Source organism: Vibrio sp. 14N.309.X.WAT.E.F5, assembly GCF_030397615.1.
GTDB classification, from domain to species: domain Bacteria; phylum Pseudomonadota; class Gammaproteobacteria; order Enterobacterales; family Vibrionaceae; genus Vibrio; species Vibrio lentus.
Genome location: NZ_JAPNXR010000017.1, coordinates 1 through 22764 on the forward strand (window position 1 = coordinate 1; position 22764 = coordinate 22764).

Annotated in this window: 23 protein-coding genes; 21 read left to right on the forward strand and 2 right to left on the reverse strand. The window is 44.6% G+C overall.

Features of this window, described 5'->3' with window-relative positions; all coding sequences use genetic code 11:
- Positions 1-144 precede the first annotated feature (144 nt).
- Positions 145-948, reverse strand: a complete 804-nt coding sequence (gene suhB / locus OW495_RS16885) for an inositol-1-monophosphatase (protein WP_065105027.1) — start codon at positions 946-948, stop codon at positions 145-147.
- Between the two features lie 180 nt (positions 949-1128).
- On the opposite strand from suhB, the gene trmJ reads away from it, so the two are divergent.
- The 21 genes from trmJ (at position 1129) to OW495_RS16990 (ending at position 21244) form a co-directional block, all read left to right on the forward strand.
- Entirely contained in the window at positions 1129-1857 is a 729-nt protein-coding gene (trmJ, locus tag OW495_RS16890) for a tRNA (cytosine(32)/uridine(32)-2'-O)-methyltransferase TrmJ (protein ID WP_017110475.1), read from the forward strand.
- A 116-nt stretch (positions 1858-1973) separates the two neighbouring features.
- Complete coding sequence (gene iscR / locus OW495_RS16895) at positions 1974-2495, forward strand: Fe-S cluster assembly transcriptional regulator IscR (RefSeq protein WP_017110474.1); 522 nt, start codon at positions 1974-1976, stop codon at positions 2493-2495.
- 27 nt (positions 2496-2522) lie between these two features.
- Entirely contained in the window at positions 2523-3737 is a 1215-nt protein-coding gene (locus tag OW495_RS16900) for an IscS subfamily cysteine desulfurase (protein ID WP_009848287.1), read from the forward strand.
- A 33-nt stretch (positions 3738-3770) separates the two neighbouring features.
- Positions 3771-4148 (forward strand): Fe-S cluster assembly scaffold IscU, encoded by a 378-nt coding sequence (gene iscU / locus OW495_RS16905; RefSeq protein WP_004735094.1) that lies wholly within the window; start codon positions 3771-3773, stop codon positions 4146-4148.
- Positions 4149-4251: 103 nt separating this feature from the next.
- Positions 4252-4575, forward strand: coding sequence for an iron-sulfur cluster assembly protein IscA (iscA, locus tag OW495_RS16910; protein WP_004735095.1), 324 nt, complete (start codon positions 4252-4254; stop codon positions 4573-4575).
- Positions 4576-4655: 80 nt separating this feature from the next.
- On the forward strand, positions 4656-5171 hold the full coding sequence (hscB, locus tag OW495_RS16915) for a co-chaperone HscB (protein ID WP_009848288.1): 516 nt from the start codon (positions 4656-4658) through the stop codon (positions 5169-5171).
- A 22-nt stretch (positions 5172-5193) separates the two neighbouring features.
- Positions 5194-7044 (forward strand): Fe-S protein assembly chaperone HscA, encoded by a 1851-nt coding sequence (gene hscA, locus OW495_RS16920; RefSeq protein ID WP_289887525.1) that lies wholly within the window; start codon positions 5194-5196, stop codon positions 7042-7044.
- Between the two features lie 20 nt (positions 7045-7064).
- The gene (gene fdx / locus OW495_RS16925; protein WP_004735098.1) at positions 7065-7403 is read left to right on the forward strand and encodes an ISC system 2Fe-2S type ferredoxin; all 339 of its coding nucleotides are present in this window, start codon (positions 7065-7067) and stop codon (positions 7401-7403) included.
- A 92-nt stretch (positions 7404-7495) separates the two neighbouring features.
- Positions 7496-7696 (forward strand): Fe-S cluster assembly protein IscX, encoded by a 201-nt coding sequence (gene iscX / locus OW495_RS16930; RefSeq protein WP_017098072.1) that lies wholly within the window; start codon positions 7496-7498, stop codon positions 7694-7696.
- A gap of 206 nt (positions 7697-7902) precedes the next feature.
- On the forward strand, positions 7903-9198 hold the full coding sequence (gene pepB, locus OW495_RS16935; protein WP_017098071.1) for an aminopeptidase PepB: 1296 nt from the start codon (positions 7903-7905) through the stop codon (positions 9196-9198).
- A gap of 106 nt (positions 9199-9304) precedes the next feature.
- Positions 9305-9739, forward strand: a complete 435-nt coding sequence (gene ndk / locus OW495_RS16940; protein ID WP_004735101.1) for a nucleoside-diphosphate kinase — start codon at positions 9305-9307, stop codon at positions 9737-9739.
- Positions 9740-10161: 422 nt separating this feature from the next.
- Positions 10162-11304 (forward strand): bifunctional tRNA (adenosine(37)-C2)-methyltransferase TrmG/ribosomal RNA large subunit methyltransferase RlmN, encoded by a 1143-nt coding sequence (locus OW495_RS16945; protein ID WP_009848292.1) that lies wholly within the window; start codon positions 10162-10164, stop codon positions 11302-11304.
- A 440-nt stretch (positions 11305-11744) separates the two neighbouring features.
- Complete coding sequence (gene rodZ, locus OW495_RS16950; protein WP_102514050.1) at positions 11745-12680, forward strand: cytoskeleton protein RodZ; 936 nt, start codon at positions 11745-11747, stop codon at positions 12678-12680.
- Positions 12681-12687: 7 nt separating this feature from the next.
- Complete coding sequence (gene ispG / locus OW495_RS16955; protein WP_009848294.1) at positions 12688-13809, forward strand: flavodoxin-dependent (E)-4-hydroxy-3-methylbut-2-enyl-diphosphate synthase; 1122 nt, start codon at positions 12688-12690, stop codon at positions 13807-13809.
- 70 nt (positions 13810-13879) lie between these two features.
- The gene (gene hisS / locus OW495_RS16960) at positions 13880-15148 is read left to right on the forward strand and encodes a histidine--tRNA ligase (RefSeq protein ID WP_017106480.1); all 1269 of its coding nucleotides are present in this window, start codon (positions 13880-13882) and stop codon (positions 15146-15148) included.
- Between the two features lie 79 nt (positions 15149-15227).
- Positions 15228-15842: a YfgM family protein gene (locus OW495_RS16965; protein WP_102514049.1), complete on the forward strand. Its 615-nt coding sequence runs from the start codon at positions 15228-15230 to the stop codon at positions 15840-15842.
- A 10-nt stretch (positions 15843-15852) separates the two neighbouring features.
- Positions 15853-17013, forward strand: a complete 1161-nt coding sequence (gene bamB, locus OW495_RS16970; RefSeq protein ID WP_065105021.1) for an outer membrane protein assembly factor BamB — start codon at positions 15853-15855, stop codon at positions 17011-17013.
- Between the two features lie 158 nt (positions 17014-17171).
- A complete protein-coding gene (gene der, locus OW495_RS16975; RefSeq protein WP_017106477.1) occupies positions 17172-18653 on the forward strand; it encodes a ribosome biogenesis GTPase Der in 1482 nt (493 codons plus the stop codon).
- Between the two features lie 133 nt (positions 18654-18786).
- Complete coding sequence (locus OW495_RS16980; protein ID WP_102514048.1) at positions 18787-19689, forward strand: metal-dependent hydrolase; 903 nt, start codon at positions 18787-18789, stop codon at positions 19687-19689.
- A 289-nt stretch (positions 19690-19978) separates the two neighbouring features.
- On the forward strand, positions 19979-20980 hold the full coding sequence (locus OW495_RS16985) for a sensor domain-containing diguanylate cyclase (protein WP_102514047.1): 1002 nt from the start codon (positions 19979-19981) through the stop codon (positions 20978-20980).
- Positions 20981-21016: 36 nt separating this feature from the next.
- A complete protein-coding gene (locus tag OW495_RS16990; RefSeq protein ID WP_102514046.1) occupies positions 21017-21244 on the forward strand; it encodes a zinc ribbon domain-containing protein in 228 nt (75 codons plus the stop codon).
- Positions 21245-21333: 89 nt separating this feature from the next.
- On the opposite strand, the gene xseA is transcribed toward OW495_RS16990, so the two are convergent.
- Positions 21334-22680 (reverse strand): exodeoxyribonuclease VII large subunit, encoded by a 1347-nt coding sequence (gene xseA / locus OW495_RS16995; RefSeq protein WP_029405079.1) that lies wholly within the window; start codon positions 22678-22680, stop codon positions 21334-21336.
- Positions 22681-22764 lie beyond the last annotated feature (84 nt).

Below are 22764 nucleotides of genomic sequence, written 5' to 3' on the forward strand. Positions count from 1 at the left end.
GTATCTCGTATCTCGTATCTCGTATCTCGTATCTCGTATCTCGTATCTCGTATCTTGGAATAGCAGATACAAAAAAGCCCCGCAATCGCGAGGCTTTGAAAATCTTTTTGCTCTTAACCAAAGAGCATTAACGCAAGGTCTGAATTACTTCAGCATACCTTCGTTAGAGTTCTCACGAACGTGCTTAAGAATAGACTTAACACCACGTGCGCTTGAAGCAACAACATTACCAGAAGTCATGTAATCAGTACCGCCAGCAAAGTCAGTCATGATAGCACCAGCTTCACGAGCGATTAGATCGCCAGCTGCTAGATCCCATGGCTTAAGGCCTAGTTCTAGGTAACCGTCAACACGGCCAGCCGCTAGGTAACATAGGTCAAGAGCTGGAGAGCCAGTACGACGGAAGTCAGCACAGTCAACGAATAGACCAGTGATGATTTTCATGAAAGATTCAGAGTGTTGTTTTTGCTTGAACGGAAAACCAGTAGCAAGAACAGTACCTTGAAGGTCTTTAAGTTGAGTAACACGCATACGAGCGTTGTTAAGTTGTGCGCCAGCGCCACGTTGAGCTGTGAATAGCTCGTTTAGCATTGGATCATAAACACAAGCAACTTCTGTACGACCGTTCATGCGAACAGCGATAGATACTGAGAAGTGAGGGAAACCTTTTACAAAGTTGTTGGTGCCATCTAGTGGGTCAACGATCCATTGTACGTCAGAGTCTTTACCTTCAGTTAGGCCTGACTCTTCAGAAATAATGCTGTGCTCTGGGTAAGATGATTTGATTGTCTCAATAATCATGTACTCAGCTTCTTGAGCAATGTTAGTAACGTAATCGTTGTTACCTTTTAGAGACGTTTCGATCTTATCAGTTGTTTCTAGAGATTTAGCAATATGGTTGCCAGCTTTACGCGCAGCGCGTATCGCAATGTTTAGCATTGGATGCATAGGTTTTTCCCACAAGATGTTAAAGAACAGTTTAAAGCGGCGGCGAGTATACCAAATTTTTTGCAAAAGGGAAGTGGTTGTTTTTTGAACTCTTGAATTCACATTACGAGAAGGGTCTGACCATTTTACTTAGCTATGTGTTAATATCTCGCGATTATTTTTAAAGTGGTGTCATATAGCATGTTAGACAATGTAAAAGTCGTTCTGGTTGGTACGTCTCATTCGGGAAATATCGGATCAGCAGCTCGCGCAATGAAAGTGATGGGTTTGAGTCAATTGGTTCTTGTCGACCCTCAATGTGAAGTTGACGAGCAGACCTTAGCACTGGCAGCGGGTGCAGGTGACATCGCAGAAAATGCGACGATTGTTTCTACACTGGATGAAGCAGTAAAAGACTGTGGTTTGGTGGTAGGTTCGAGTGCGCGTTCACGTACGCTTGAATGGCCAATGCTTGAGCCGCGTGAATGTGGTGAAAAGTTTGCAGTTGAAGGTCAAAAACACCCTGTAGCATTAGTCTTCGGCCGTGAACGTACTGGTCTAACAAATGATGAACTGCAAAAGTGTCATTACCATGTGTGTATCCCTGCGAACCCTGAATACAGTTCACTGAACCTAGCAATGGCGGTACAAACGCTAAGCTATGAAGTTCGTGTGGCGCACCTTGATATGGTTGCTAGCCAATATCAGCCGCAGCAACAAGATGACTATCCTCGTCACGAAGAACTAGAAATGTTCTACGAACACCTTGAAAAAGTGATCATCGATACCCAATTTATCTCTAAGGACAAGCCAGGTCAGGTGATGAACAAGCTACGTCGCCTATTCAGCCGAGCTCGTCCAGAACTGCAAGAGATCAATACTCTACGCGGTATTTTGACCTCTATTGAGAAGAGTAATAAAGACAAATAAAGCCCATGCAATAGGTAGGGGTGAATACCTGACTAAAATAGTCAACTAAATACTTGACCAATTTAGTCGGGTATGGGAAAATTCCAACCACATAAACAATGTGGATACGGTGTGATATGAAACTTACATCTAAAGGAAGATATGCGGTAACAGCTATGCTAGATGTAGCACTGCATTCGCAAAAAAGCCCAGTTCCTCTGGCTGACATTTCAGAGCGACAGGGTATTTCGTTATCTTACTTAGAACAGCTATTTTCTAAGTTACGTAAAGCTGGCTTGGTTGCTAGTGTTCGTGGTCCTGGTGGTGGTTACCGCCTAGGTGCTGAAGCGGGCGACATCGCTGTCGGAACTGTGATTGCTGCAGTTGACGAATCAGTCGATGCAACTAAGTGTCACGGTAGAGCAGACTGCCAAGGTGGTAGTCGTTGTTTAACTCACACTTTATGGCGTGATTTAAGCTCCCGTATTAGCAGCTTCTTAAATGACATTACGCTCGGTGAGCTAATGAAAGATAACGAAGTTTTACAGATTTCTGATCGTCAAGATATTGATCTTGCGGTTAATAATGGTTTTGCACAAAAAAATACGAGCACTACAACGATTAGTGCAGCACCTCACGGTGTTAATGCCCGCTCTTAGCGGTCAGTTTTTACATTGGAGTAGAAAATGAAACTGCCTATTTACTTTGACTATTCAGCTACATGCCCAGTCGATCCACGTGTTGCTGAAAAGATGGTTCAGTGTATGACGATGGATGGTAACTTCGGTAACCCTGCGTCTCGTTCACACCGTTATGGCTGGCAGGCAGAAGAATCAGTAGATAATGCTCGTGAGCAAATTGCCGATCTACTAAATGCAGACCCACGTGAGATTGTTTTCACGTCAGGAGCTACAGAGTCAGATAACCTTGCTATCAAAGGTGCAGCGCACTTTTACGAGAAGAAAGGTAAGCACGTAATCACGTGCAAAACAGAACACAAAGCGGTTCTTGATCCATGTCGCCAACTAGAGCGCGAAGGTTTTGAGGTTACATACCTTGAGCCAGAAGCAAACGGCATCATTGATCTAGACAAGCTACAAGCTGCAATGCGTGAAGATACTGTTCTAGTTTCTATCATGCACGTAAACAACGAGATTGGTGTAATCCAAGATATCGGTGCAATCGGCGAATTATGTCGTGCACGCAAGATCATCTTCCACGTTGATGCGGCGCAGTCTGCGGGTAAAATCCCACTAGACGTAAAAGAGATGAAAGTTGATCTTATCTCTATGTCTGCACACAAAGCATACGGCCCTAAAGGCATCGGTGCTTTGTACGTTCGTCGTAAGCCACGTATTCGCCTTGAAGCGCAAATGCACGGTGGCGGTCATGAACGTGGTTTCCGTTCTGGTACTCTTGCTACTCACCAAATCGTGGGTATGGGCGAAGCGTTTGCTATCGCTAAGCAAGACATGCAGAAAGATTACGATCACGCACTAGCACTTCGTGAGCGCCTATTGAAAGGTGTTCAAGATCTAGAAGCAGTAACCGTAAACGGCGACTTAGACCAACGTGTACCACACAACCTAAACGTGAGTTTCGCTTTCGTTGAAGGTGAGTCTCTGCTTATGTCTCTAAAAGACCTAGCAGTATCATCGGGTTCTGCATGTACATCAGCAAGCCTAGAGCCTTCATACGTTCTACGTGCTCTTGGTCTAAACGATGAACTGGCACACAGCTCAGTACGTTTCTCATTCGGCCGTTTCACAACGGAAGAAGAAATCGACTACGCGATTGCACAAATCCGTGTAGCGGTAAACAAATTACGCGACATGTCTCCTCTATGGGATATGTATAAAGAAGGGATTGATTTGAACACTGTTGAGTGGGCTCATCACTAATCTCACGGAAATAGAGGACTCGAGGTAACTATCATGGCATATAGCGAAAAAGTAATTGATCACTACGAAAACCCACGTAACGTAGGTTCGTTTGATAAAGAAGACCCAAGTGTAGGTAGCGGCATGGTTGGCGCACCGGCTTGTGGTGACGTAATGAAACTGCAAATCAAAGTATCTGCAGAAGGTATTATTGAAGACGCAAAATTCAAGACTTACGGTTGCGGCAGCGCAATCGCTTCTAGCTCACTGGTTACAGAGTGGGTTAAAGGTAAAAGTATTGATGAAGCTGCTGCTATTAAAAACTCTGAAATCGCAGAAGAGCTTGAGTTGCCACCAGTGAAAGTTCACTGTTCAATTCTTGCTGAAGATGCAATCAAAGCAGCTGTTGCGGATTACAAAAAGAAGCACTAATCGCTTCAATACCGTAATTACGTCGACAAAATAAGTAATATTTGGGAGCACCCTTTGTGCTCCCACCTGAGTTCTCAATTTATATAAAACACAAGGTTGTAGTATGGCCATCACCATGACAGATACGGCAGCAAGCCGAGTTCAAGCTTTCCTAGATAACCGTGGTAAAGGTCTCGGGTTACGCTTAGCAGTAAAAACTACTGGCTGTTCGGGTATGGCGTATGTACTGGAATTCGTTGACGAGCTTAACGAAGAAGACGAAGTGTTTGAGCACTCAGGTGTTAAGGTCATCATTGATCCAAAGAGCCTAGTATACCTAGACGGTACTGAGCTTGATTATGTAAAAGAAGGCCTAAACGAAGGTTTTGAATTCAACAACCCGAACGCGAAAGGCGAATGTGGTTGTGGTGAGAGCTTCAATGTTTAAACGCTTGAATCGTTAAGCGTTGTAAGCGAAGAATAAAATTAGGCTCTGAACAAAGAGCCTAAACTTAGGACCACCTTTACATGAATCATTTCGAATTATTTGGGCTACCACTTCAGTTTCAACTGGATGGTAGCCTTCTTTCTTCTCAGTTTAGAGATCTGCAACGCCAATTCCATCCTGATAAATTTGCGATAGCTTCTGAGCGTGACCGCTTATTAGCCGTGCAAAAAGCGGCACAAATCAACGATGCGTACCAGGTATTGAAGAATCCAATCAGCCGAGCGGAATACCTGTTGGTTCAACACGGAGAAGACATTCGTGGCGAACAACAAACCATGCAAGATCCTATGTTCCTGATGGAGCAAATGGAACTGCGTGAAGAGCTGGAAGATATCGCAGACAGTTCTGATCCTGAAGATGCGCTATTTGCATTTGAAGGCAAGGTTAGCAAAATGTATAAACAACAATTAAGTGCTATCCAACAAGAACTCGAAAGCGAAGCTTGGCTAGAAGCTGCAGATCGAGTAAGAAAGCTTAAGTTTATTGCAAAATTAAAGAATGAAATCGAATTAGTTGAAGATCGTTTGATCGGCTAGTTTGTATAACAAGGACACATCCATGGCACTACTTCAGATTGCAGAACCAGGGCAAAGCGCCGCTCCTCACCAGCACAAGCTTGCTGTGGGTATTGATTTAGGTACAACAAACTCGTTGGTTGCTGCAGTACGCAGTGGCGAGGCGAGCACACTCGTTGATCAACAAGGTCGAAGCATTTTACCTTCCGTTGTTCACTACCAGTCGGAATCTTATACGACTGGCGATGAAGCTCGTGCTAATGCGCAGACTGACCCTAAAAATACCATTATCTCAGTTAAGCGATTAATCGGTCGCTCACTGTCGGATATTCAACAGCGATACCCGTCTCTGCCATATCAGTTTGAAGAAAGTGATAATGGTCTACCTGTGATCCGTACAGAACAAGGCAACAAGAACCCAATTCAGGTTTCTGCTGATATTCTACGAGCGCTTGGCCAACGCGCTGAGTCTACGCTAGGCGGTGAACTATCTGGCGCCGTGATTACGGTTCCTGCGTATTTTGATGATGCACAGCGTGCTGGTACAAAAGACGCGGCTCAACTTGCTGGTCTTCACGTGTTACGTCTTCTTAATGAACCTACTGCGGCAGCGATTGCTTACGGTTTGGATTCAGGTAAAGAAGGGGTGATTGCAGTTTATGACCTTGGCGGTGGCACTTTTGATATCTCTATCTTACGCCTGTCTAAAGGTGTCTTTGAAGTATTAGCAACTGGTGGCGACTCTGCATTAGGCGGAGACGACTTTGACCACTTGATCGCAGAACATTTCCAAGAGCAAATGGGCTTATCAGAGCTCACCGCAGAACAGAATCGTATTCTTCTAGATGCAGCAACAGAAGCGAAGATTGGCTTGTCTGAAGCTGAAAGCGTTAATGTTGAAGTGTTGGGGTGGGCTGGTTCATTAACTCGTGAAGAGTTTGAAGAGATCATCAAGCCGCTTGTGAAGAAAACATTGCTCTCATGCCGTCGTGCATTGAAAGATGCTGAAGTTGACGCGGATGATGTTCTAGAAGTTGTGATGGTCGGCGGTTCAACTCGTACATTGCTTGTACGCGAAATGGTAGGTGACTTTTTTGGTCGTACGCCATTAACCAGCATTAACCCCGATGAAGTGGTTGCGATTGGCGCTTCTATACAAGCGGATATTTTAGTCGGTAACAAGCCTGACTCTGAAATGCTGCTGCTTGATGTCATTCCTCTTTCCCTAGGTATCGAAACGATGGGTGGCTTGGTCGAAAAGATCATTCCACGCAATACGACGATCCCTGTTGCTCGCGCACAAGAATTTACCACGTTCAAAGACGGTCAAACTGCAATGACAGTACACACCGTGCAAGGTGAACGTGAGATGGTTGATGATTGTCGTTCATTGGCTCGTTTTGCCCTAAAAGGCATTCCACCAATGGCAGCTGGCGCAGCGCATATTCGTGTGACTTACCAAGTAGACGCGGATGGCCTGCTATCGGTGACTGCTATGGAGAAGAGCACAGGTATTCAAGCTGAAATTCAGGTTAAACCGTCTTACGGCTTAAGCGATAATGAAGTGGCGAATATGCTGAAAGATTCGATGACGTTTGCTAAAGAAGACATGCAAGCGCGTGCTCTAGCTGAGCAACGTGTAGAAGCAGATCGTGTTATCGAAGGTCTTATTGCAGCAATGCAAGCTGATGGCGATGAGCTGCTTGATGAGCAAGAAAAACAGCACCTTCTGCAAGCTATTGAAGCACTGATTGAAGTGCGTAATGGCGAAAGTGCTGATGCCATCGAACTAGAAATTAAGAATACCGACAAAGCGAGCCAAGACTTTGCTTCTCGTCGTATGGATAAATCAATTCGAGCTGCACTGTCAGGTCAGTCAGTCGATAATATTTAATAGTTAGAGAATAGATAAACATGCCAAAGATTATTGTTTTACCTCACGAAGATCTATGTCCAGAAGGCGCTGTTTTAGAAGCAAAAACTGGTGAGACGGTTCTTGATGTTGCATTGAAGGCCGGTATTGGTATTGAACACGCATGTGAGAAATCGTGTGCATGTACTACATGTCACGTCGTGATTCGTGAAGGTTTCGATTCATTAGAAGAAAGTGATGACCTAGAAGACGATATGCTTGATAAAGCATGGGGTCTGGAAATGGAATCTCGTCTTGGTTGCCAAGCTAAAGTAGCTGATACTGACCTTGTAGTTGAAATTCCAAAGTACACACTGAACTTAGCTTCTGAAGAGCACTAAGAACTCAGCTCGACTAAACGTGTTAGTAAAACTGGCATAAAATATAAATCATTAAGATGACAAATCGTCGCTGATAAAGATAAGGAAGTGTTATGAGCTTGAAATGGATTGATTCGCGAGATATTGCGATTGAGCTATGTGATTTATACCCTGAGACTGATCCTAAAACCGTACGTTTTACGGACTTACATCAATGGGTGTTAGATCTTGAAGATTTTGATGATGAGCCGAATCACTCGAATGAGAAAATTCTAGAGGCCATTATTTTATGCTGGATGGATGAGATGGACTAACCCTCTTGTTCTATAATTTGGTCGTTGGTTGGAATTTATCCAATATAAACACAGCCAAGTTAACAATTCTTACTAAAAAAAGCGGACCTTATGGTCCGTTTTTTTATCAAAATGACATTTTACTTCTACATAATGCTAACATCAGAGCGCTAATAAAAAATAATCAGAATCACTCACTCAACGTGGTTCAAAGACAAGGAGAAATCATGTCTACACAGATGTCAGTATTTTTAAGTCAAGAAGCTGCCCAGCCTCAGTGGGGAGCAAGAGCTATCTTATCGTTTTCGGAAGCGGGAGCGACTATTCACATTGGTGAAGGCCACGATTTAGGTGCGGTTCAACGTGCTGGTCGTACGCTTGACGGACAAGGTATCGCATTGGTTGCACTTAGCGGTGAAGGTTGGGATCTAGAAAGTGTTTGGGCTTTTTACCAAGGCTACCGTGGACCAAAGAAAAAGAATGCATTGGAGTGGGATGCTCTAGCTGAAGCAGATCAAGTTGAATTAGAAGCACGTATCCGCGCGACAGATTGGACGCGTGACATCATCAACAAAACGGCTGAAGAAGTTGCCCCTCGTCAATTAGCGACAATGGCAGCTGAATACATCAAGTCAGTGGCACCAGCAGGCACTGTTAAAGCAAAAATCGTTAAAGACAAAGACCTCCTAACTGAAGGTTGGGAAGGCATCTACGCGGTAGGTCGCGGCTCTGAACGTACTTCAGCAATGCTTCAACTGGACTTCAACCCAACTGGCGATGAAAACGCACCCGTGTTTGCTTGTCTTGTGGGTAAAGGTATCACTTTCGACTCCGGCGGTTACAGCATCAAGCCAGGTCAATTCATGACAGCAATGAAAGCTGACATGGGTGGCGCAGCGACTATTACCGGTGGTTTAGGTCTAGCGATTGAACGCGGCCTGAACAAGCGTATCAAGCTTATCCTATGTTGTGCAGAGAACATGATCTCTGGTCGTGCATTGAAGCTTGGTGACATCATTACTTACAAAAATGGTAAGACTGTCGAGATCATGAATACCGATGCGGAAGGTCGTTTAGTTTTAGCTGATGGCCTGATGTTCGCAAGCGCTCAGAACCCAGAGCTGATCATCGACTGTGCAACGCTAACAGGAGCGGCTAAAAATGCATTAGGTAACGACTATCACGCATTATTGAGCTTTGATGATGAGTTGTCTCATCAAGCACTAACGGCTGCGAACCAAGAGAAAGAAGGTCTATGGCCATTGCCTCTTGCTGATTTCCACCGTGGTATGTTGCCTTCAAACTTTGCTGATCTTTCAAACATCAGCTCTGGTGATTACACACCGGGTGCAAGTACCGCTGCTGCGTTCCTGTCTTACTTTGTAGATGACTACAAAAAAGGATGGATTCACATGGATTGCGCGGGTACTTACCGCAAGTCATCAAGTGATAAGTGGGCTGCAGGCGCGACTGGTATGGGTGTTCGTACACTGGCTCGTCTTCTTATCGACCAAGCAAAATAATAATAAGAGTGAGCGGTATTTCGATACCGCTTATTCATAAACTCAGATCGAATGATCTTAGTAATTTCAGTATTTAATAACAAAAAAATGAAGTGAAGGAATCCCTATGGCTCTAGAAAGAACGTTCTCAATTGTTAAGCCGGATGCAGTTAAGCGTAACCTTGTCGGTGAAATCTACCACCGCATTGAAAAAGCTGGCCTACAGATTATTGCCGCTAAAATGGTTTCTCTTACAGAAGCGCAAGCAAGTGGCTTCTATGCAGAACATGAAGGTAAAGAGTTCTTTGGACCACTAAAAGAGTTCATGACTTCTGGTCCTATCATGGTTCAAGTACTTGAAGGCGAAAATGCGATCGCTCGTTACCGTGAACTAATGGGTAAAACTAATCCAGAAGAAGCGGCATGCGGCACTATCCGTGCTGATTACGCAATCAGCATGCGTTACAACTCAGTACACGGCAGCGATAGCCCTGAGTCTGCGGCTCGCGAAATCGAATTCTTCTTCCCAGAATCTGAAATTTGCCCGCGTCCAGCTGAATAAGCAGACAACAGCAAGTCTCAATAAAGGCTTCACTTCGGTGAAGCCTTTTTTATTTCTGATGGATTCAAGCGTCATTTCGGTAGTGACGAGGAAAGTGGTGGGAGTCTCAGTGTGCTGTCGGAGATTCCAGATACCTCGTTCCTCGGTTCTGGAATGACGGGGAACTTTGGAGCCACAATCTCGTGGTAAATATTGGCGAGCTGTTGGGGATTGTTTACGTCATTCCCGAAAGCGACGGAGGAGTGTAATCGGGAATTTCGCTTTGAATTGGCCAAACTTAAGCAGGTAAGTTTGATTGTGTAAACTTTAATCACTTAAGTTTGAATGTCTTAGTAAACACAAGGTTTTACAGTGCTTGTTGAAGTTGCGTAAAGGCTGTACAATTCGCGCCCTTAATTATTGTTCCGTCATTGAGAGGCATCATGACCACAGCTAAAGTCAATCTACTCGATTTTGATCGTAAAGGTCTTCGTAAATTTTTCACAGAAGAACTGAATGAGAAAGCGTTTCGAGCAGAGCAAGTGATGAAGTGGATTTATCACTTCGGTGTCGATGACTTCGAACAAATGAACAACATCAACAAAAAATTACGCGAGAAACTGCTGCATCGCTGTGAGATTGTTGCACCTATCGTTTCTGAAGCTCAACACTCTGCGGATGGCACCATTAAATGGGCGATGAGCGTTGGTGACCAAGACGTTGAAACGGTATACATCCCAGATGGTGACCGTGCGACGCTATGTGTATCTTCGCAAGTCGGCTGTGCGCTTGAATGTAAATTCTGCTCTACGGCTCAACAAGGCTTCAACCGTAACCTGAAAGTTTCAGAGATTGTTGGTCAAATCTGGCGTGCCGCACGTGAAATCGGTTTAGAGAAAGAAACGGGTCGTCGTCCAATTACTAACGTCGTAATGATGGGTATGGGTGAGCCTCTATTGAACATGAAGAACCTAATTCCATCATTAGAGCTGATGCTTGATGATCTGGGTTTCTCTCTGTCTAAGCGTCGTGTGACAGTATCAACATCTGGTGTTGTTTCTGGTCTTGATCAGATGACAGACAACATCGATGTAGCTCTGGCGATTTCTCTACACGCACCAAACGATGCACTACGTAGTCAAATCATGCCAATCAACGACCGTTGGGATATCCAAGATTTCCTAGCATCGGTTCGTCGCTACATTGCTTCTTCAAATGCTAACCGCGGTAAAGTAACGGTTGAGTACGTTCTATTGGATCATGTGAATGACGATATGGACCACGCTCGTGAACTTGCTGAGCTAATGAAAGATACGCCTTGTAAGATCAACTTGATTCCATTCAACCCTTATCCGGGTTCGCCTTACAAGAAGCCAAGCAACTCTCGTATTGATCGCTTCCAAAAAACGCTGATGGAATACAACTACACAGTAACGGTTCGTAAAACACGTGGTGATGATATTGATGCCGCATGTGGTCAGCTGGTTGGTGATGTTATTGATAGAACCAAGCGTACTAAAATGCTGAAAGCCGCCTCTGAAGCTAACTTAATCGCAGGTGATGTGATTCAAGTAAAAGCGGTTTAAATACCATTTAGAACGAAACAAGCCAGAAGGATTCCTTCTGGCTTGTTGCTTTTCTGGGTGGTGAATTTCCAAGAATTGGATTTTTTCCCCACGCTTTCTTACATTTTTCGTTAAATTTTGGACAAAACCATGAGCTGACGGTAAATTTTGTCGAAAGTGTTTTTGCCTTGTAATGGCATTAGCTTATGATTAAATAATCTTAAATTAATTTAAGTGCTCGCTTGTTACCCGATAATCGTCAATGTGTCTATTTAGGTTGGCTACTTGATAAACTAGCTTCCTGAGAAAATCGCTCACCAACAGCGTGTGGTTTTCTACTTTAAGGGTTGATGAACTGGGTTGCAGGAAAAATTCCACATAGTAGGTTGTAAGATTGAGCTTAAACGAAAATAAAAAATGCTCTCATCAACCTGCGATAATACTTTAGAAGTTCACTCTCTATGAACACAGAACACGAAACACAAACACAAACGAATAAAACCGTCGCTCCAGCAATTGAGGCGGGAACGCTGCTTAAAAATAAACGAGAATCTCTGGGTTTAACACAAAAGCAGATCTCTGATCGCCTGAAGTTGCGCGTTACGCTTATTCAGCAAATTGAAGAAAACCAGTTTGAATCAGATCAAGTGGCTACGTTTATGCGTGGCTACATTCGCTCATACGCGAAATACGTCAATCTTGACGAAAAGGTCGTATTGAGTGCGCTTCATCATGCCGGTGATGCTCAACATCAAGAACAAGAAATGCTGAGCTTTTCTCGTAAGACAAAAACCGAGAAGCACAACAGCCGTATTATGATCCTTACTTGGAGCATTTTTGCGGTAATTGCGGGTATCTCATCACTTTGGTGGTGGCAGAACCAACAACAAGACACCCTATCTCAATCTCTAGTGAATACTGAAAGCTCGGAAGAGCTAGTGATAGAAGAGTCGCTAGATCCTGAGTTGACTTCGTTAGAAGTGATTGAAGCTGAGCAAAACACAGAGACATCTCCTGTTACTGAAAATTCTGATGACCTTCTTACTGTAGTGAGTGCTGCTGAAGCCTCAGAGAATGTCGAGCAAGTAGAAGAGACAAAAGACGTTGCAGAGGTTACCCCTGTAGCGGCTGGATCAGAGACAGTGACGCCTGAACCTGTAGCCAACGAACTAGTGATGCAGTTTTCTGCAGACTGTTGGATCCAAGTTAAAGATGCGGCAGGCAAGACTTTGTCTACTGGTATCAAAAAAGCAGGTCAGACACTCAATCTTTCAGGAACTGCGCCATACAAAGTGATTCTAGGTGCGCCAGAGGGCGTATCAATGACATTTGCAAGTGAACCCGTTGACCTTTCTGGGTATACTTCAGGCAAAGTAGCTAGAATAACCTTACCTTAGAGTTTATATGCAACACGAATCTCCTATTATTCGTCGCAAATCAACCCGTATTTATGTGGGTGATGTGCCGATCGGTGATGGTGCACCAATTGCTGTGCAATCCATGACCAACACAAGAACAACTGATGTAGCTGCGACCGTTGCTCAAATTAGAGCTTTGGAAAAAGTTGGCGCTGATATCGTTCGCGTATCTGTACCGACTATGGATGCCGCTGAAGCATTTAAGCTAATCAAGCAGCAGGTTTCTGTTCCTTTGGTGGCTGACATTCACTTCGACTACCGTATTGCCCTTAAAGTGGCAGAGTACGGTGTTGACTGTCTGCGAATCAACCCAGGTAACATCGGTAACGAAAGCCGCATTCGCTCTGTTGTGGATTGTGCTCGTGATATGAATATCCCGATTCGTATTGGTGTTAACGGCGGTTCTCTTGAAAAAGAGATCCAAGAGAAATATACAGAGCCTACAGCAGAAGCGCTTGTTGAATCGGCAATGCGTCACGTTGATATCCTAGACCGCCTGAACTTTGATCAATTCAAAGTCAGCGTTAAGGCTTCTGATGTATTCCTTGCAGTCGGCTCATACCGTTTGCTTGCTAAGCAGATTGATCAACCTTTGCACCTTGGTATTACCGAAGCGGGTGGTGCGCGTGCGGGTTCTGTGAAATCAGCTGTCGGTTTGGGTATGCTTCTTTCTGAAGGTATCGGCGATACTTTGCGTATTTCGCTCGCGGCTGATCCTGTTGAAGAGATCAAAGTCGGCTTTGATATTCTTAAATCTTTGCGCATTCGCTCGCGTGGCATCAACTTCATTGCGTGCCCGAGCTGTTCTCGTCAAGAGTTCGATGTTATTAACACCGTTAATGCTCTTGAAGAGCGCTTAGAAGACGTTATTACTCCAATGGATGTATCAATCATCGGTTGTGTGGTTAACGGCCCTGGTGAAGCTGAAGTGTCTCACTTAGGTTTAGCCGGTAGTGCACGTAAGAGTGCCTTCTACGAAGACGGTAAGCGTCAGAAAGAGCGCTTCGACAATGATGATCTTGTCGACAAACTTGAAGCTAAGATTCGTGCAAAAGCGTCAGTGCTTGATAAAGCAAATCGCATTGATGTAGAAAACTTAGAAGATTAATACAACGCGATGGGGTGTGACTGTCTATTCGCACTAACACCTGGTCGTGAGAAATTACGGAATAAATACTGTGGCTAAAAATATCCAAGCAATTCGAGGCATGAACGACTGCCTTCCAACTCAATCACCACTGTGGCAGAAAGTAGAAAGCGCAGTTAAAAACGTGGTGAGTGCATACGGTTACAACGAAGTACGTATGCCAATCGTTGAAGAAACGAACCTATTTAGCCGTGCCGTTGGCGAAGAAACTGACGTTGTTTCTAAAGAGATGTACACCTTTGATGACCGCAATGGCGATAGCCTAACGCTGCGTCCAGAAGGCACAGCAGGTTGTGTACGTTCATGTATTCAAAATAGCCTTATCAACCGTGATGAACAGCGCCTATGGTACATGGGTCCAATGTTCCGTCACGAGCGTCCTCAAAAAGGTCGTTACCGTCAATTCCACCAATGTGGTGTGGAAGTGTTTGGCCTAGACGGTCCAGACGTAGACGCTGAACTGATTATGATGACTGCACGTCTATGGCGTGAGCTAGGCATCGACAAACACGTTCGCCTAGAGCTGAACTCAATCGGTTCTCAAGAAGATCGCGTAAGCTACCGTACTGCGTTAGTGGCTTTCCTTGAGCAACACATCGATGTACTGGATGAAGATTGTAAACGTCGCATGCACACTAACCCTTTACGTGTGCTTGATACTAAGAACCCAGACGTTCAAGCTATCTTAGGTGACGCACCTCGACTATCTGAATATCTAGGTGAAGAGTCAAAGCAACATTTTGCTGGTTTGTGTGAACTTCTTGACGCTGTTGGTATCGAATACCAAGTTAACGAGCGTCTAGTACGTGGCCTAGATTACTACAACCGCACAGTATTTGAGTGGATCACTGACAGCCTAGGCGCGCAAGGTACAGTATGTGGCGGCGGCCGTTACGATGGCCTTGTTGAGCAACTAGGCGGCAAAGCAACTAATGCGGTTGGTTTTGCCATGGGTCTAGAGCGTCTGGTTCTAATGATGGAAACGCTAGAACTTACAGAAGTTCGTCGTAGCGTTGACGTATATATGGTTGCTGCTGGCGAAGGTACTATGATCGCGGGCATGCAGTTAGCGAATCAATTGCGCGACACCGTTAAAGGCGTACGCGTGATGAACCACTTCGGTGGTGGTAGCTTCAAGAAGCAATTTAAACGTGCTGACAAAGTAGGTGCAGTTGTAGCACTTGTACTTGGTGAGAACGAAGTTGCTGACAATACAGTTGTGCTAAAAGATTTGGTTGGCGGTGTGCAAGAAACCGTGTCTCAAACGGAAGTTGCAGAGAAAGTTGCTGCGCTAATCTAGTTAGCCATTGAGCAAACGCTCATCATGAATATTAACGTCAGCACTATGCTGGCGTTTAAAGAATTAAAGAGGACAGGAAGTGGAACTTTACGATAGCGAAGAGCAACAAGTTGAAGCCATTAAAGATTGGTGGAAAGAGAACGGTAAAGCCGTAATCTTTGGTGCGGTTATTGGTTTAGGTGGTCTATTCGGTTGGCGCTATTACCAAGACTCAGTCGTTGAAGCGCGTGAAGCAGCTTCAGAAAGCTACACCTCTGCAATCTCAGCTCTTGATACTAAGGGCGTTGATGCTCAATCTGATATTCAAGCTTTCATCGACGCAAACAAAGACGCTGAATACTCTGTTCTTGCTGCTATGCAATTAGCTAAAGCGCAAGTTCAAGCGGGTGACCTTGGAGCAGCACTTGAACAGCTTGAGTGGGCAAAATCGGCAACTAAGGACGCGGCATTAGCACCACTACTTACTTACCGTGTTGCTCGTATCAAAGCTGAGCAAGGTGAATTTGACGCAGCATTGACTGATCTTGAAGCGATGACTGACGAATCTTGGAAAGGCCGTGTTGCTGAGCTACGTGGTGATATTTCACTTCGTAAAGGCGACACAGATGCGGCTTACAGTGCTTACTCTGAAGCACAACAAGCTGCTGATGCGAGCCAAACGCTTCAAATCAAACTTGACGACCTAGCTAAATAAGGCGCTTTGAATGAAGAAGATGTTTCCAAAAGCGGCGTTGTGTGCGATTGCTCTTGGCCTGTTAGCGGGTTGTGCGGGTGAAGAAGACACCGTCATCATGGCTCCAGTACCAACAGTAAACAGCGAGTTCACTCCTAAGCAGGAATGGTCTACGTCGGTTGGTGATGGTGTTGGTCATTACTTTTCAAAATTAACGCCAGAGCTTGCTTACGACAAAGTGTTTGTTGCAAGTCGCGAAGGTATTGTTAAAGCGCTTGATCCTGAAACGGGTAAAAAGTTGTGGGAAACCGATCTTGAAAAAGATGTGCTCGCACGCTTATCAGGTGGTCTAACAGCGGCTTACGGCAAAGTGTTCTTAGGCTCTGAAAATGGCGAAGTGATCGCGTTAGACGAATCTACCGGTGAAGAACTGTGGCGCGTACCAGTGAACGGTGAGGTGCTTGCATCTCCTGCGACTGAAAGCAACATGGTATTGGTTCATACGAGCCGTGGCATGATGATCGCTTTAGATCAAGAAAGCGGCGAACAGAAGTGGACGATTAGCACTGAAGTTCCAAGTTTAACACTGCGCGGCGATAGCTCTCCTGTTGCTGTTTCTGGTGGTGTTTTCTGGGGAACGGCAAATGGACGTTTGGCTGCTGCTATCGTTGACCGTGGTCAGCTTATTTGGCAACAACCGGTCGGCACGCCAAAAGGCGCAACGGAAATTGACCGCTTGGTTGATGTTGATGCGTCTCCGATTGTTCTTGGCGGCACCTTGTATACCGTTGGTATCAATGGTCAGTTAATTGCTATCGATCTTCGTTCTGGTAAGCCAGTTTGGAAGCGTAACTACTCGTCAGCGATTGATTTAGCAAGCGATGGTAGTCGTTTGTTCGTTGTTACCGACAAAGACCATGTGGTTGCGGTAGATGCGCGTAGCGGTACTGAGCTATGGAGCACGCCATTGCTAGAAAACCGCTTACTGACAGCACCTGCTATTATTAACGGTTATGTAGTCGTGGGTGATACAGAAGGTTATCTACACTGGTTAGATCGTTCATCGGGTGAGTTCGTTGCCCAACAGTTAGTTGATGATAGCGGCTTTGCGGTTGCGCCAATTGAGCTACCTGAAGGCTACTTAGTGACGACTCGCAATGGCGATGTAAAGAAACTAACGATTAGCCAATAAAAGCGTGATACAATTCACAGTCGGCTCCTGGTTGGTAACAGCTAGGAGCCGTTTTGTTGTTATAAATTAATAAACCATGTGGTTATAGGTAAGAGTTTAAACTTGCGAACAAGTGCTTACCTATAACTACATTTAGAGAAGAAATTGTAGAGGTTGTTATGGTACCTGTTGTTGCTCTAGTAGGGCGTCCGAACGTAGGTAAATCTACGTTATTTAACCGATTGACTCGAACTCGTGATGCATTGGTTGCGGATTTCCCTGGCTTAACGCGTGACCGTAAATACGGCCATGCTCATTTTAGTGAGCATGACTTTATTGTTATCGACACTGGTGGTATCGACGGTACCGAAGAAGGTGTTGAAACTAAAATGGCTGAACAGTCGCTAGCGGCGATTGATGAAGCTGATGTCGTTCTGTTTATGGTAGATGGCCGTGCTGGTCTAACACCTTCAGACGTGGCTATTGCTAAGCACCTTCGCCAACTAGAAAAGCCTTCAATGCTCGTAGTAAACAAGGTTGATGGTATCGACCCTGATGCTGCAAGTGCTGACTTCTGGCAGCTAGGCGTTGAAGATATGTATCAAATCGCAGCGGCACACGGTCGTGGTGTAACCGCACTGATTGATCTTGCACTTAACCCATTCGCTGAAGCTTTAAAAGCTGAGAATGGTGAAGTAAGCGATTTGACTGAGTTTGAAGACGAAGAAGAAGAGCAAGTTGATTTCACTGAAGAAGAAGCGGAAGAAGAATTCCAGCGTCTTCAAGATCAACCAATCAAGCTAGCGATCATTGGTCGTCCGAACGTAGGTAAATCAACACTAACTAACCGTATTCTTGGTGAAGAACGTGTTGTTGTTTACGATATGCCAGGTACGACTCGTGACTCTATCTACATTCCAATGCAGCGTGATGAGCGTGAATACGTTCTGATTGATACTGCGGGTGTTCGTCGTCGTAAGAACATCAATGAAACGGTAGAGAAGTTCTCTGTAGTTAAAACACTGAAAGCGATTGAAGACGCTAACGTTGTGTTATTGCTGATTGATGCTCGCGAGAATATCTCGGATCAAGATTTAAGCTTGTTAGGCTTTGCGTTGAATGCTGGTCGTTCAATCGTGATTGCAGTAAACAAGTGGGATGGTCTAGACAGCGATGTAAAAGAACACGTTAAGAAAGAACTAGACCGCCGTTTAGGTTTCGTTGATTTCGCACGTATTCACTTTATTTCTGCACTTCATGGCACAGGTGTTGGTCACTTGTTTGAATCTGTTCAAGAAGCTTACAAGTCAGCGACAACACGTGTTGGTACTTCTGTTCTGACTCGTATCATGAAAATGGCAACGGATGATCACCAACCGCCTATGGTTCGTGGCCGTCGTGTGAAACTTAAATACGCGCACGCTGGTGGCTATAACCCACCTATTATCGTTATCCACGGTAACCAAGTTCGTAACTTGCCAGATTCGTACAAACGATTCCTAATGAACTACTACCGTCGTTCACTAGAGATTATGGGTACACCGATTCGTATTCAATTCCAGAACAGCGAAAACCCGTTTGAAGCGAAAACAAACAAGCTAACGATTTCTCAGGAACGCAAACGTAAGCGTATGATGAGCATGATGAAAGGCCGTAAATAACCCTTTCTAATCGATTTGATACCCGAGCCTGTCTCGGGTATTTTTTTAAGCAAAATTTACGTTAAGCCATAGCCTCACATTCTCACATCATTATGGGTTAGCGAATTAGACTCGATTTCAAAAGAAGAACAATATGAGCACTAGCGATTTGATTACATCTGCACAAGCAATCACACCAACCATCACTCAATTCTGTCATCAGGCTTGGCAGCTCAATGCCAAAGCGTTATATGTCGAAAGCGATAACAGTAAAACCTACTTGATCACCGATGTGACGCCTTTTCACCCTGTTAGTCATATTTGGCCTGATCACCCTGCAGACCAAGGCTTTGTGAATGTTGGTGACGTGCAATATCCCGTTGAAGACTGTCTTGTTGGTGCAATAGAACAATCTACTGGCAAGCTTCATATCGCAGCAGATATCCCTGTTAAGCGTGATACGGAAGGGTGGACGTTTGTGGTTGTTCACCAACTACCGGCATCAGCTTCTATGATTCATATTGGCGATGAAGTTGAGTTGTCGGTTGATAAAGAATACCAAGCAAGCTTGAGCCGTGGGCACAGTGCTGGTCATATCGCTTTCTTAGCGTTGAATAAAGTACTGGCTGAGAGTTACTGGCGTAAAGATGCGGACAGAAAAGATCCGCTTGGCAGTTACGACTTCAATAGCTACGCGCAAGTTACCAGCTTTGTGACCCCAGAGCTGTGTACCGACAAGTATCGTTTGGGCAAAACCTTGAAGAAACGCGGCTTGAACGTCGCAGACATGCTAGCAAACCTTGATGGTATTGAAGCCGACATCAATCAAATGATTGCAGGCTGGCTAGCAGAGTCTACTTCAGTATCAATGAGACTGGAAGGCGAGGCATTAACAGACTCTCGTTACTGGGAATGGCAGCTCAATGCAGACACTCTCGTGTCTATTCCGTGTGGTGGTACTCACATTGAGAATACGTCAGAGCTTAAAGCATTATCGGTTAAGTTAACCCAGTTAGATGACCAGAATATTGAAATGCTGACGCATGTAATTCGATGATTTAGACTACAGATCGAAATGGCTTATGCTGTTTATTTTGTTTTTGTATGTCACTTTTAATATAAATGACTATTTAAAATTGAAATGCAGCACATGTAACTTATGCTTTCGGTGTGTGGTGATATAAATATTCTTTTTGGGGTAGATCGCTGATCAAAATAGATAAAGCGAAAGATCAACCTATGATCTTCGATTGTGTGTTGTGGTTATTTAGTGTGTTATTATTAACCAATAGCAAGCTTGCATAAGAACAAGCCGTACCTAATTACACAATTGAAAGCTTTAGTGAATGGAACCAAAATTTTTATTAGAAGGCCACCGAGCAGTCAACAGTTTGCTTCGGAAGCTTGCTCTAGGGATGGATCGTAAAGATTTAAATCATAAGATCATTCAGCTTACCGAGCAGCTTTTCGGGCAGCGTATGGCTTCAATTTTACTGCTCAACTCAGAGTCAAAGACTTTGCACCTTGAATATGCTCCGAACCTACCTGATTTTTATAATCAGCAAATAGAAGGGGTGGGGATTGGTGTGGGAATTGGTTCTTGTGGAGAGGCGGCGGCACTCAAGAAAGCCGTTATGGTTTCAGACATCAATAGACACCCCAATTGGGTTCCTTTCCTGCCTCTGACCAATCAAGCTAATCTTCATGCGTGTTGGTCAGTACCAATCATCTCCTCACATGGACATGTGCTAGGTACCTTCGCGATTTACAGCCAGTACATCTCTGAACCCCATGAATTCGAACTCGAAATCCTAGAGTTATTGGCTTCACTGTATTCGGTCGCATTGGAGAAATATGAGTTAGAGAATCAACTTAACTTTTTTGCTCATCATGATTCCCTTACTCATTGTTTGAATCGCCGCGCACTGTTGAGTGAAGCTGAAAACGTACTGGCAAAGCGATGTTTTGGTGACAAGGTTATGGCGTGTCTGTTTGTCGATGTCGATAAATTCAAATCAATTAATGACACCTATGGTCACAGCTTTGGTGATGGCGTATTACTCGCTGTTGCAAAGGTTTTAGATGAAGCCACCTCGACATGTGCCAAAATTGGTCGCTATGGCGGTGATGAATTTGTGGTGTTCTCTTGTTTTGACTCTGAAGAAAGCGTTGTTAGCTTTTATCACAGCTTAGAAAGAACCTTGGAACAAGCGCTCTATATCAACGATATTCAGTTCGCAGTCAGTGTTGGGCTCTCTTATGAGAAAGATCCTGAGTCATTAGAAACCTTGATCGTACAAGCTGATAAGAACATGTACCAAATCAAGCAAGCGAAGTCTCAGGGGTAGTAGATTGTAAAAATAGTAGTGAATTAGGAAATACTAATGAGTGACAATATCTGCCCTAAGTGCCAGTCTGAGCTAGCTTGGGATGGCAAGTATCACTGTGAAAGTTGTCAGGCTCACTTTACTAAAGTTGGATTTTGCCCTGAGTGCAGCAGCCAACTTGAGAAGCTTCAAGCCTGTGGTGCGGCGAGCTATTTTTGTAATGGCGATTGCAACGAGTTGAAGTCTAAGTCGAGAGTGAAATTCGAATTCCAACCAGCTGAATAGCTTTAATCTATTTGGTTTGAACGACAATCGGTGATGTTATACCAGAGACTCAATACTAAAGTGTTGGGTCTTTTTTGTATCTGAAGAAACTAAAGCTCGCTCTTCGCGACTCTTGTTGTCACTTGCGATTCAATTACACCATCTTCAACTTGGGTGGTAATCACTTCGCCCACCTCAACGTCGTTGATTGATGACACAGTCTTGCTCGATGCTGAATGGGTAATGCTGTAACCACGCTTTAGCGTTGCCAGCGGGCTCACTGTTTCTAACTTCTCGGCAGCCATAGCTAGCTGGTGGCGAGTGGTTAGTAATGTCTTATCCATTGCATCGAGTAGCTTTTGCTCTGAACGTTGTAGATGCAGTTTTTGTTCACCAAGGCGTTTTACTGGTGAGTTCAACTGAAGCTGGTGCTGCTTACGCTCAACACGCTGTGCATGCTGCTTTAAGTATTGAGTCATACCACGACGCAAACGCATGTCTAAGTCATCAAGCTGCTGACTCTGCTTTTGCAGTTGGTAGCTCGGGTGTTGTTTCTCTAAGCGGTATTTCAACGTTTGAGTTGATTGCGCTTGTTTGATTAACACATGACGAATCGCACTCACTAAACGGGCACGTTTAGAGGCATAAGCTTGCTCTTTATGACTGTTGTCACGGCTAACCAATTCAGCGGCTGCTGATGGCGTTGGAGCACGCATGTCTGCGACGAAATCGGCGATAGTGACATCAACTTCGTGGCCAACGGCGCTGATAATCGGGATCTGACTTGCTGCAATTGTGCGAGCAACGATTTCGTTATTGAAACACCATAAGTCTTCTAATGAACCGCCGCCACGACCCACGATCAATACATCACATTCGTTGCGCTCATTGGCACGTCCAATCGCTTGAGCGATCTGAATCGAAGCTCCTTCACCTTGTACCATGGTCGGATACACGATGACTGGCAATGACGGGTCGCGCCTTTTCAATACGTCTAGAATATCAAACAACGCAGCGCCGGTTTTCGAGGTGATGACACCAACGCACTTAGGATGTTCTGGCAGAATTTGTTTACTGGACTGAGCAAATAAGCCTTCCGCCGCCAAGTTCATCTTAAGCTTTTCAAACTCTTGCTGAAGCTTACCGTCACCTTCTGGCTGCATGCTTTCGATGATCAGTTGATAGTCACCACGTGGCTCATAAAGAGAAAGACGAGCTTTGACTAGAACTTGATTACCGTTCTGAGGCTTAAACGTTACACGACGGTTATTGCCACGAAACATAGCGCACTTAACTTGAGCGCGAGAGTCTTTAAGCGTGAGGTACCAGTGACCAGAGACAGGTGCAGAGAAATTTGAGATTTCACCAACGAGCCAGACTATTCCCATTTCGTTTTCTAATAGGAGACGAACCTCTGAGTTGAGGCGAGAAACAGTAAAGATGTTTGGATTAGTCATAGAAGCACTATCTTTCCTTGAAGGAAGGTCTTTCTTGGAATCTCACAGGGCGTGAGTATGGAAGATAGCGGCAATATAATACAT

Excerpts from the sequence above, each read along its gene's own strand:
- suhB (WP_065105027.1), bottom strand. The coding sequence starts at position 948 with ATGCATCCAATGCTAAACATTGCGATACGCGCTGCGCGTAAAGCTGGC.
- trmJ (WP_017110475.1), top strand. The coding sequence starts at position 1,129 with ATGTTAGACAATGTAAAAGTCGTTCTGGTTGGTACGTCTCATTCGGGA.
- iscR (WP_017110474.1), top strand. The coding sequence starts at position 1,974 with ATGAAACTTACATCTAAAGGAAGATATGCGGTAACAGCTATGCTAGAT.
- OW495_RS16900 (WP_009848287.1), top strand. The coding sequence starts at position 2,523 with ATGAAACTGCCTATTTACTTTGACTATTCAGCTACATGCCCAGTCGAT.
- iscU (WP_004735094.1), top strand. The coding sequence starts at position 3,771 with ATGGCATATAGCGAAAAAGTAATTGATCACTACGAAAACCCACGTAAC.
- iscA (WP_004735095.1), top strand. The coding sequence starts at position 4,252 with ATGGCCATCACCATGACAGATACGGCAGCAAGCCGAGTTCAAGCTTTC.
- hscB (WP_009848288.1), top strand. The coding sequence starts at position 4,656 with ATGAATCATTTCGAATTATTTGGGCTACCACTTCAGTTTCAACTGGAT.
- hscA (WP_289887525.1), top strand. The coding sequence starts at position 5,194 with ATGGCACTACTTCAGATTGCAGAACCAGGGCAAAGCGCCGCTCCTCAC.
- fdx (WP_004735098.1), top strand. The coding sequence starts at position 7,065 with ATGCCAAAGATTATTGTTTTACCTCACGAAGATCTATGTCCAGAAGGC.
- iscX (WP_017098072.1), top strand. The coding sequence starts at position 7,496 with ATGAGCTTGAAATGGATTGATTCGCGAGATATTGCGATTGAGCTATGT.
- pepB (WP_017098071.1), top strand. The coding sequence starts at position 7,903 with ATGTCTACACAGATGTCAGTATTTTTAAGTCAAGAAGCTGCCCAGCCT.
- ndk (WP_004735101.1), top strand. The coding sequence starts at position 9,305 with ATGGCTCTAGAAAGAACGTTCTCAATTGTTAAGCCGGATGCAGTTAAG.
- OW495_RS16945 (WP_009848292.1), top strand. The coding sequence starts at position 10,162 with ATGACCACAGCTAAAGTCAATCTACTCGATTTTGATCGTAAAGGTCTT.
- rodZ (WP_102514050.1), top strand. The coding sequence starts at position 11,745 with ATGAACACAGAACACGAAACACAAACACAAACGAATAAAACCGTCGCT.
- ispG (WP_009848294.1), top strand. The coding sequence starts at position 12,688 with ATGCAACACGAATCTCCTATTATTCGTCGCAAATCAACCCGTATTTAT.
- bamB (WP_065105021.1), top strand. The coding sequence starts at position 15,853 with ATGAAGAAGATGTTTCCAAAAGCGGCGTTGTGTGCGATTGCTCTTGGC.
- der (WP_017106477.1), top strand. The coding sequence starts at position 17,172 with ATGGTACCTGTTGTTGCTCTAGTAGGGCGTCCGAACGTAGGTAAATCT.
- OW495_RS16980 (WP_102514048.1), top strand. The coding sequence starts at position 18,787 with ATGAGCACTAGCGATTTGATTACATCTGCACAAGCAATCACACCAACC.
- OW495_RS16985 (WP_102514047.1), top strand. The coding sequence starts at position 19,979 with ATGGAACCAAAATTTTTATTAGAAGGCCACCGAGCAGTCAACAGTTTG.
- OW495_RS16990 (WP_102514046.1), top strand. The coding sequence starts at position 21,017 with ATGAGTGACAATATCTGCCCTAAGTGCCAGTCTGAGCTAGCTTGGGAT.
- xseA (WP_029405079.1), bottom strand. The coding sequence starts at position 22,680 with ATGACTAATCCAAACATCTTTACTGTTTCTCGCCTCAACTCAGAGGTT.